Here is a 10,123-nt window from a genome sequence, read left to right on the forward strand (position 1 = left end):
TTAAAAAGTGGCTTTGTGTTTAAAGAGCTTAATAACCTGATAGCAGGTTGAGTAATAAAATTACTCTGCGTCAGCTTCTTTATATTTAGCAGCAGTTTCTGTAATTAACGGCTGTAATTCACCGCGTTGAAACATTTCGATAATAATGTCACAACCACCAACTAACTCGCCATCTACCCAAAGTTGTGGGAATGTTGGCCAATTTGCGTATGCTGGAAGCTCAGCACGAATGTCTGGGTTAAGTAAAATATCAACGTATGCAAATGGTTCACCACATGACATTAACGCTTGCGATGCTTGTGAAGAAAAACCACAATTAGGTAATTTTGGTGACCCTTTCATGAAAAGGATTATTGGGTTTTCTGAAATTTGCTGTTTAATTTTATCAATGGTTTCCATCTACAACCTCAAAGTAACGATAGCTAAATATATTTAGGTCTTGAAAATAACTCATCGTGACCACAAATATATAACTTAATATGGGCAAATAAAGCCGCAATTGAAATAGTCTTTCGCAATAGCATTGCTGTTTGCTTAAACTTGAGTAAAATACTCAACAATTATAGTAACACTATATTACCGCTTGGTATAGGTAACTGCTCTGTTTCAACAGGCATTACGTATTACCAAATGGACTATCAACCAAAGAAGATGGAGATAAAAAAATGGCATTTGAACTACCGTCACTACCATATGCAATCGACGCACTTGAGCCACATATTTCAAAAGAAACACTAGAGTTTCACCATGGCAAACACCACAACACTTACGTGGTTAAGCTTAATGGTTTAATCCCTGGTACTGAGTTTGAAAACAAATCTCTAGAAGAGATCGTATGTTCATCAGAAGGCGGCGTATTTAACAACGCAGCACAAATCTGGAACCATACTTTTTACTGGAACAGCTTATCTCCAAACGGCGGCGGCGAGCCTACTGGCGCAGTTGCTGATGCAATCAACGCCAAATGGGGTTCTTTTGATGCGTTTAAAGATGCATTAAATGACAAAGCAGTAAATAACTTTGGTTCAAGCTGGACGTGGTTAGTTAAGCTTGCTGATGGTTCACTAGACATCGTTAATACATCTAACGCTGCTACACCATTAACTGATGATGGCGTTACTCCAATCCTTACAGTGGATTTATGGGAACACGCTTACTACATTGATTACCGTAACGTTCGTCCAGATTACCTTAAAGGTTTTTGGTCGCTTGTTAACTGGGAATTCGCGAACGCTAACTTCGCTTAATTAGCCTTTAAACGCTAATGTAAAAAAGACGCTTAGGCGTCTTTTTTTGTTTCTTGTTTATCACACCTAAGCGCCTCATCATTTAATAAAACACTTTTAGTAACATGATCTTTTTTCACTTAAATTTTTAATTTTATTGCACAAAAATACAGATTCGTGACTAGACTTTAAAAGGTAAGCACCTTTTTACAGCGGGTTTCGGAGGTTATTATGACGATTTTTGAGCATTACCAAGCACGATACGAAGCGGCACAGGAAGAAGAATACAGTATCGCTGAATTTCTTGAGATTTGTAAAACCGATAAGTCTGCCTACGCCAGCGCACCAGAACGCCTACTCATGGCAATTGGCGAACCAAACATGGTAGATACCGCAACGGATGCACGACTAAGCCGGTTATTTTCTAATAGAGTAGTTGCGCGCTACCCTGCCTTTGCTGATTTTTATGGTATGGAAGACGCCATTGAGCAAATAGTCTCTTATTTAAAACACGCCGCCCAAGGGCTTGAAGAATGCAAACAAGTGCTTTATTTACTTGGACCTGTTGGTGGGGGTAAATCATCCATTGCCGAAAAACTAAAATATTTAATGCAACAAGTGCCTATTTATTCAATTAAAGGCTCTCCGGTAAACGACCATCCTCTTGCATTATTTGACCCAATAGAGGACGCCGACGTACTTAAGCAAGAATACGGTATTAAACCGCGCTACTTAAAAACCATTATGTCGCCTTGGGCTGGCAAACGCTTAAAAGAATTCAATGGTGATATTAGCCAGTTTAGAGTGGTTAAGCGCTACCCCTCAATTTTAAACCAAATAGGCATTGCCAAAACCGAACCAGGTGATGAAAACAACCAAGATATTTCGGCGCTAGTGGGTAAAGTCGATATTCGCCAGCTTGAGCACTTTGCCCAAAACGATCCTGATGCATACGCCTACTCTGGCTCTTTATGTTTAGCTAACCAAGGGCTGATGGAATTTGTAGAAATGTTTAAAGCACCTATTAAAGTGCTGCATCCTTTACTTACCGCAACCCAAGAGGGTAACTACAACGGAACAGAAGGCATTAGTGCTCTGCCCTTTAATGGCATGATCCTCGCTCACTCTAATGAGTCTGAGTGGCAAACTTTTAAAAACAATAAAAACAACGAAGCATTTTTAGACCGTGTTTATATTGTAAAAGTACCTTACTGCTTACGTGTAACCGAAGAAATTAAAATTTACGACAAATTACTTGAGCACAGCGAGCTATACAACGCGCCATGTGCACCGGGTACACTTAAAACATTGGCGCAATTTACAACGCTATCACGTTTAAAAGAGCCCGAAAATTCAAGTATCTATTCAAAAATGCGGGTATACGATGGCGAGACCCTAAAAGACACCGACCCTAAAGCAAAATCGTATCAAGAGTATCGTGATTACGCAGGTGTTGATGAAGGTATGACGGGGCTCTCTACCCGCTTTGCGTTTAAAATTTTGTCCCGTGTGTTTAACTTTGATACCACTGAGGTTGCTGCAAATCCAGTGCATTTGTTCTATGTGCTTGAGCAACAGATAGAGCGCGAACAATTTTCAAGCGAAATAGAAGGGCGTTATTTAAGCTTTTTAAAAGGCTATTTAATTCCGCAATATGTAGAGTTTATAGGTAAAGAACTGCAAACCGCTTATTTAGAATCGTATTCAGAATACGGACAAAACATTTTTGACCGTTATGTTATTTATGCAGACTTTTGGATACAAGACCAAGAATATCGCGACCCTGATACGGGACAACTATTTGACCGCGAGGCACTTAATGCCGAACTTGAAAAAATAGAAAAGCCAGCAGGTATTTCTAACCCTAAAGATTTCCGTAATGAAATAGTGAACTTTGTATTGCGTGCCCGTGCGCATAACAACGGTAAAAACCCACTATGGACAAGCTACGAAAAACTACGCACGGTGATTGAGAAAAAAATGTTCTCTAATACCGAAGATTTACTCCCCGTAATTTCGTTTAATACTAAAACATCTGCAGAGGATCAGCAAAAGCACGAAGACTTTGTGAACCGTATGGTCGAAAAAGGCTATACACAAAAACAAGTTCGCTTGCTTTCTGAGTGGTATTTACGGGTTAGAAAATCGCAATAACCTTCATAGTCGTAGTATATAGGAGGTCAATATGGCGCATTTTATAGATAGGCGTTTAAACGGAAAAAATAAAAGTACGCTTAATCGCCAGCGCTTTATTAGGCGCTATAAAAAACAAATTAAAGAAGCGGTTTCAGATGCGATTAACAAACGCAGCGTTACAGATTCAAGCTCTGGTGAGAGTATTTCTATTCCACAACGCGATATCAGCGAACCTACATTTCATCAAGGGCAAGGTGGGGATAGAGAACAAATTCACCCTGGTAACGATCAGTTTTCTACAGGTGATAAAATTGAGCGCCCTAAAGGCGGACAAAGCGGCGGTGCCGGTGAAGGTGACACCAGCGATTCGGGCGAGGGACAAGATGAGTTTGTATTTTCAATATCAAAAGATGAATACCTTGATTTACTGTTTGAAGATTTAGAACTTCCTAACTTACAAGAGAACCAGCTTGATAAGTTAGTGCAAATGAAAACCCATCGCGCAGGGTTTTGTAGCGACGGTATGCCTAGCAATATTGATATTGTCCGCTCATTACAAGGCTCGCTTGCACGGCGTGTTGCCATGAGTGCAGGTAAAAAACGCCGTTTAAAAGAGCTCGAAGAACAACTTGCTCTGCTGCTTGCTGGTCCACATAACGATAAAGCAGCAATTGCTTTATTACAAAAAGAAATTGCAGCATTAAAAGTGCAAATTAAGTCGGTTCCATTTATTGATAACTACGATTTACGTTTTCGTAATTACGAAAAACGCCCTCATCCCACCAGCAAAGCGGTGATGTTTTGTATTATGGATGTGTCAGGCTCAATGGATCAGCCAACAAAAGACATGGCAAAACGGTTTTATATTTTGCTCTATCAATTTTTAACACGCAGCTATAAAGACATAGACGTTGTTTATATTCGCCACCACACACAAGCAAAAGAAGTAGACGAGCAAGAGTTTTTTTATTCCCAAGAAACTGGCGGCACTATTGTTTCAAGCGCACTTAAATTAATGAACGAAATAATAAAAGAGCGTTATCACGCAAACGAGTGGAATGTATACGCCGCACAAGCCTCTGATGGCGATAACTGGGCGGACGACACCCCGCAGTGTGGTGAAATTTTACGTAATAAGCTCTTAAGCGCAGTACGCTATTTTGCTTATATTGAAATAACCACTCGTGCTCATCAAAGCCTATGGCGCGAATATGAATCTATAACACACAGCCATAATAATTTCGCCATACAGCATATTCAAAGCGTTGAAGATATTTACCCAATTTTTAGGGAGCTATTTAAAAAAGGTCGTCAACAGCAAAACTCTGCATAGCCAAAAGCGAGGTAGCATTATGAATGATAAACGATTGAGTGATGGCCCAGATTGGACCTTTGATTTATTAGATGAGTACCAAAGTGAAATTGCCCGTGTTGCAGAACATTACAGATTAGACACCTACCCTAATCAAATTGAAGTGATAACCGCAGAGCAAATGATGGATGCTTACTCAAGCGTTGGCATGCCTATTGGTTACAGCCATTGGTCTTACGGTAAAAAGTTCATTCAAACAGAGCAAAATTATAAGCGCGGACAAATGGGTCTTGCTTACGAAATAGTGATAAATTCAGACCCTTGTATTGCGTACTTAATGGAAGAAAATACCTTACCTATGCAAGCGCTTGTAATGGCGCACGCATGTTACGGACATAACTCATTTTTTAAAGGTAATTACTTATTTAAAACCTGGACCGATGCTGGCTCAATTATTGATTACTTGGTATTTGCTAAAAACTACATAAGCCGCTGTGAAGAAAAGCACGGTATTACACAAGTAGAAGCCCTGCTCGACTCATGTCATGCATTAATGAATTACGGAGTGGATCGCTTCAAACGTCCACAACAAATATCGTTATTTGAAGAACAAAAACGCCAACAAGAGCGTGAAGACTACCTTCAATCGCAAGTAAATGAATTATGGCGGACTATTCCTGAGCAACAGCAAGAAACCAAAAAGAAAGTACGCCATTTTCCTTCTGAACCCCAAGAAAATATTTTGTATTTTATTGAAAAAAATGCCCCATTACTCGATTCTTGGCAACGTGAAGTTATACGTATTGTTCGTAAAATTTCGCAATACTTTTACCCACAAAAACAAACTCAAGTAATGAACGAAGGCTGGGCAACTTTTTGGCATTACACCATCCTTAATCACTTATATGATGAGGGAAAACTCACCGACTCTTTCATGTTAGAATTTTTACAAAGCCATACCAACGTAGTTTATCAGCCACCTTATAACAGTAAGTATTATTCAGGCATTAACCCATATGCTTTAGGCTTTAATATGATGGTTGATATTCGCAGAATATGTGAACACCCAACACAAGAAGATAAACGTTGGTTCCCTGAATATGCAGGCAGTAATTGGCTAGATACACTGCATTTTGCAATGGAAAACTTTAAAGATGAGAGTTTTATTAGCCAGTTTTTATCGCCTAAGTTAATTCGTGATTTTAAATTATTTACTATTATTGACCATACTAATAATCCCCATTTAGAAATTGGCGCAATACATAACGACAACGGCTATAAAGCTGTAAGAGAAGCGCTCTCAGCGCAGTACAACTTGAGTAATCATGAACCCAACATTCAAGTATATGACGTTGATATTAGAGGTGACCGTTCACTAACCCTACGCTATGTACCTCATAACAACATTCCTTTAGCAAACTCGCACGAGGAAGTACTTAAGCATCTTTACAGATTATGGGGCTTTAAAGTAAAACTAGAGCAAGAGTCAAATTCTGGTGAGGTTTCAATGATTGGTCAATGCCCAATAGATGACTCTCGACACACAACACAATAATGAAGGGCAATACAATTTTCATACTGATTGGGTTTGCTCAGCAGGTTATAAAAACACGGTATTATTAACCCTAAATTCTGGATATAAAAAATGACGCTTAAGCGTCATTTTTTATATCTTCGTAGGCTATTACTTTATTTCGCCCTGTATTTTTAGATTGGTACAGTGCTTTATCTGCAGCCTCTATCCAGCGCTCATGATTTTTAAAATCATTACTGCTACCAGCCAGCCCTATACTTACCGTCATTGTTATTTCAAAGTGTTTATACTTAACAGGGTTAGTTTCAATCAATACCCTTAAACGCTCAGCAAATACAAAAGCGCCTTCTTTATCTGTATCAAGTAATGTTACTGCAAACTCTTCACCGCCATAGCGCCCTGCAACATCAGTTTCGCGCAGCGTCGTACGTAGTAAGTTAGATAAATGACGAAGCGATTCATCACCACAGCTATGGCCATATTCATCATTTATTTTTTTAAAGTGGTCAATATCAAACATTAATAATGTACTACAGCCACCACTTCGCTTTACTCTCAAAAACTCTTGGCGTAGCGTACCTTCCCAGTGTCCACGGTTTGCAAGCTGCGTTAAGCTATCTGTTTGACTTACTTGTTCTAATTTTTTGTTTAACTCTTCAAGCTCTTTTTTATTTACCGCGACATCTGTTACATCATACAAAATAATACAAATATGGCTAACTTCGCCCATCGTATTTGTAAGAGGGATAAATGTCGCATTTTGATACATGTAATCAGCTTTACCAGTAATAGGTCGATAATTTTTAAACCTAAAAATGTATGGCTGCTGCTCCCAAATCGTAAAAGAGCGGTTTTTTAAAACAAAAACCGATTCTGATTTACTTCTAAACCATTTTTCGTCTATTGCTGGAAATAAATCAAATAGGTCTTTATCTTTTACTGCGCTTGGTAGAAGCCCTGAATGGTTTTCCATAAAACCATTCCATACACACACCTTATAATCTCTATCAAGTACTACAAGGCCTACATCAACGGTATTAAACATATCCATAAGCCAATGGATCTCATTCATTTCTAAATCTGCAGCCATAACTTAATCTTCTAATAGGTAAGCAACTTTATACTTCAAAGTTTTAAGTGAATCTTCAGTAAATAACAGCATGAGGTCGCAATTTATATCATGGTTTTCAATACCGTAACTAATCTCTATAGCAAGGGTGCGTTGCCAACGTGACTTGTTTGATTTAACCAGCTCAGACACATCTCTGTGTTGGCCAAGTACTATTGGGTGCCCTTGGCTAAATGACATATCGAGCTGTTTTGAAAGACCCGTTAAAATAGCGCCTATCAAAATATTACTAATATCCATAAGCAGCTCAAGTTCAATTTTATCGTTTAACTCGCCGTCATAATTCATCAAAGAAGCTATTTCTTTAAAGCTTGAATCATTTAAAAGTAATAGCGCCTCGCCCGAAATGCCACCGCCAATAAAGCCCTGGCACACACCCGATGTAGCTGCATTATTATCTATAGACTGCAGCGCCATATCGAGTTCATTAACTTCCAAAATATTCACATTAGGAATTGGTAGCTCTACAAACACATTAAGAAGACGTGCAAGTAAATCCCCAGCCTGTCCCATAGCAACGTTAGTGAGTTCTTGGTATATATCCCGAACATCAGGGTCGACTTGCTCTCCAAGCGAATGAGAGAGACGCTCACGCATGGCTTTATCTTTAATCCCATGGTGTTCAATTATGCTGGCTAGTTTTTCGGGGGAACATGGTTTTTGAATGAAATCGATAGCACCAAGTTCAAGCACTCTTTGATGTGCACTTGGCTGTATGTCACCAGAGACAACAACAGTGAGTATGTTTAGCCCCTGTTCTTTCATAGCGATTAATACTTCATACCCATCCATTTCAGGCATGTTTAAATCGAGAAAAAGTATTTCTGGTTCAATTAACTTTATTTGCTTTATGCAATCAACGCCGTCGAGTGCAAATTCAACTTTAATATCCCAATCTTCAGGTAATGAACGAGCTAGCTGACGCCTAGCTAATTTTGAGTCATCACATATTAGTACCGATGTTGACATATTATCTCTCTGTTTCTAAACCAGTAATGAGCATTAAAATCATTTTATGATGGTTTTTATTTTTATTATTGAAGATATATTTTGTAACTTCATGTTAATCAAAGTTTAGCACAGTTACAATTTTTATATTGCAGAACTAATCCCAACTTCATCAGAGCGGTATAATCTCTTGGTTACTATAGCGCAGTATAATACACTGACGCCCATTGCGTTAATTTAAAAGGAAATACCTTATGTTACGTTCACTTACCTTTGCTTTGAGCGCATTTTGCTCTGTGGCTATTGCAGCCGATTACCCAGAAAACACGCTAGACATAGGAAAAGTATCTGCACAAGGCAAACCAGTCACTTTATTAGGCAAAGGGATCTCTGTTGGAGATAGCGCGCCAAATTTCAAAGTAGTTGATGACAACTTCATCCCTGTAACGCTTGAGGATTACAAAGGCCAAGCTGTATTGATAAGTGTAGTGCCAAGTCTTGATACAGGTATTTGTAGCCTGCAAACTAAGCATTTCAATGAAAAAGTAGCCTCGCAATTTCCAAGTGTTGTAATGCTAACAATTAGTGCTGATTTACCATTTGCTCAAAAGCGTTTTTGCAAAGCTGAAAATATCGATAAAATCACTACGTTATCAGATTCTGTTTGGCGCGATTTTGGCCAAAAATACGGATTGATTATTAAAGATATGGGCTTATTAACGCGAACTGTATTTATTTTAGATGAAAGCCATAACGTCATTTATAAACAATTAGTTAGTAGCCTTTCAACTGAACCAGAATACAACAGCGTAATTGAGAAACTTGAAACGCTGTAAAGCCGATTAAATAGCATTGATTAAGCAATGCTAAACAGCCTTAAAACAAAAAACCGCCAATTGGCGGTTTTTTAATGTGCTTTTATAATTAACCTAAAAGCTCACCAAGTTGTGAACTAACAGCTTCAACAGCTTGTGTACCATCTAGTTTGTGGTATTGAGTATTACCAGCAGTAGCTTCTGCTTGGTAGTAATCAACTAATGGCATAGTTTGCTCGTGGTAAATACCTAAACGTTTACGTACTGTTTCTTCAGTATCGTCAGCGCGAACAATTAAGTCTTCCCCAGTTTCGTTGTCTTTACCTTCCACTTTTGGTGGATTATATACAATATGGTAAACACGACCAGAACCAGGATGAACGCGACGTCCGCCCATACGTTCAACAATCACTTCGTCAGCCACGTCAAATTCAATAACGTGATCAACCACTACGCCATTTTCTTTCATCGCATCAGCTTGAGGAATTGTGCGTGGGAAGCCATCAAGTAAAAAACCTTTCTCACAATCAGCTTTAGTAATACGCTCTTTTACTAAACCAATAATAATATCGTCAGAAATTAGTTGACCAGCATCCATTACTTTTTTTGCTTCTAAGCCTAATGGCGTGCCCTCTTTAATTGCTGCACGTAACATGTCGCCAGTAGAAATTTGTGGAATACCGTATTTGTCCATTAAAAACTGAGCTTGAGTACCTTTACCTGCACCCGGCGCGCCCAAAAGAATAATGCGCATATTATTGTCCCCTAGTATGGATATTTATTTTAAAGCCTGAATTCTTCCACAAGCGCCGCCGATACTCAAGCAACTTATACTAATTGATGAGTTGTTGATGTATTTACAGCGCATTAAAAAAGGGAACATACGTTCTAATGCCGTTCACTTAAGGTGGACGGCTTTTTTATTTCTAGCGTACCGCTGTGGTCTTGGGTTGACTGAACGAGGAAAACTTCGCCCCCTTCGTGGCTCTAGAATGAGGCTTTCTGCCATCGCATAAAAGTATC

The 10,123-nt window shown here is 38.9% G+C and carries 9 protein-coding genes; 5 read left to right on the plus strand and 4 right to left on the minus strand.

Translation table 11 applies throughout. The annotated features are described in order from the left end of the window. Window positions 1-60: 60 nt before the first annotated feature. On the minus strand, window positions 61-399 hold the full coding sequence (locus tag CXF64_RS08190) for a Grx4 family monothiol glutaredoxin (RefSeq protein ID WP_004335359.1): 339 nt from the start codon (window positions 397-399) through the stop codon (window positions 61-63). 266 nt (window positions 400-665) lie between these two features. Between CXF64_RS08190 and CXF64_RS08195 the strand changes: the two genes are divergently transcribed. The 4 genes from CXF64_RS08195 (at window position 666) to CXF64_RS08210 (ending at window position 6,229) form a co-directional block, all read left to right on the plus strand. Continuing rightward, complete coding sequence (locus tag CXF64_RS08195) at window positions 666-1,247, plus strand: superoxide dismutase (RefSeq protein ID WP_002960323.1); 582 nt, start codon at window positions 666-668, stop codon at window positions 1,245-1,247. A 210-nt stretch (window positions 1,248-1,457) separates the two neighbouring features. Continuing rightward, window positions 1,458-3,380 (plus strand): PrkA family serine protein kinase, encoded by a 1,923-nt coding sequence (locus CXF64_RS08200; RefSeq protein ID WP_101216782.1) that lies wholly within the window; start codon window positions 1,458-1,460, stop codon window positions 3,378-3,380. A 31-nt stretch (window positions 3,381-3,411) separates the two neighbouring features. Then, entirely contained in the window at window positions 3,412-4,695 is a 1,284-nt protein-coding gene (locus CXF64_RS08205) for a YeaH/YhbH family protein (protein WP_101216783.1), read from the plus strand. A 19-nt stretch (window positions 4,696-4,714) separates the two neighbouring features. Further along, entirely contained in the window at window positions 4,715-6,229 is a 1,515-nt protein-coding gene (locus CXF64_RS08210; protein ID WP_101216784.1) for a SpoVR family protein, read from the plus strand. A 97-nt stretch (window positions 6,230-6,326) separates the two neighbouring features. Here CXF64_RS08210 and CXF64_RS08215 read toward each other — a convergent pair whose 3' ends face one another. Together CXF64_RS08215 and CXF64_RS08220 are read right to left on the minus strand one after the other, a co-directional pair. Further along, window positions 6,327-7,298: a sensor domain-containing diguanylate cyclase gene (locus CXF64_RS08215; protein ID WP_024592692.1), complete on the minus strand. Its 972-nt coding sequence runs from the start codon at window positions 7,296-7,298 to the stop codon at window positions 6,327-6,329. Window positions 7,299-7,301: 3 nt separating this feature from the next. After that, complete coding sequence (locus CXF64_RS08220; RefSeq protein WP_007584074.1) at window positions 7,302-8,306, minus strand: response regulator; 1,005 nt, start codon at window positions 8,304-8,306, stop codon at window positions 7,302-7,304. 233 nt (window positions 8,307-8,539) lie between these two features. Here CXF64_RS08220 and tpx point away from each other — a divergent pair, with 233 nt between their 5' ends. Next, window positions 8,540-9,121: a thiol peroxidase gene (gene tpx, locus CXF64_RS08225; RefSeq protein WP_101216785.1), complete on the plus strand. Its 582-nt coding sequence runs from the start codon at window positions 8,540-8,542 to the stop codon at window positions 9,119-9,121. Between the two features lie 88 nt (window positions 9,122-9,209). Here tpx and adk read toward each other — a convergent pair whose 3' ends face one another. Then, window positions 9,210-9,854 carry an adenylate kinase gene (adk, locus tag CXF64_RS08230; protein ID WP_101216786.1) on the minus strand — a complete coding sequence of 215 codons (645 nt, stop codon included), beginning with the start codon at window positions 9,852-9,854 and terminating at the stop codon, window positions 9,210-9,212. Window positions 9,855-10,123 lie beyond the last annotated feature (269 nt).

Origin of the sequence: Pseudoalteromonas sp. GutCa3 (assembly GCF_002836155.1) — a bacterium.
GTDB classification, from domain to species: domain Bacteria; phylum Pseudomonadota; class Gammaproteobacteria; order Enterobacterales; family Alteromonadaceae; genus Pseudoalteromonas; species Pseudoalteromonas arctica.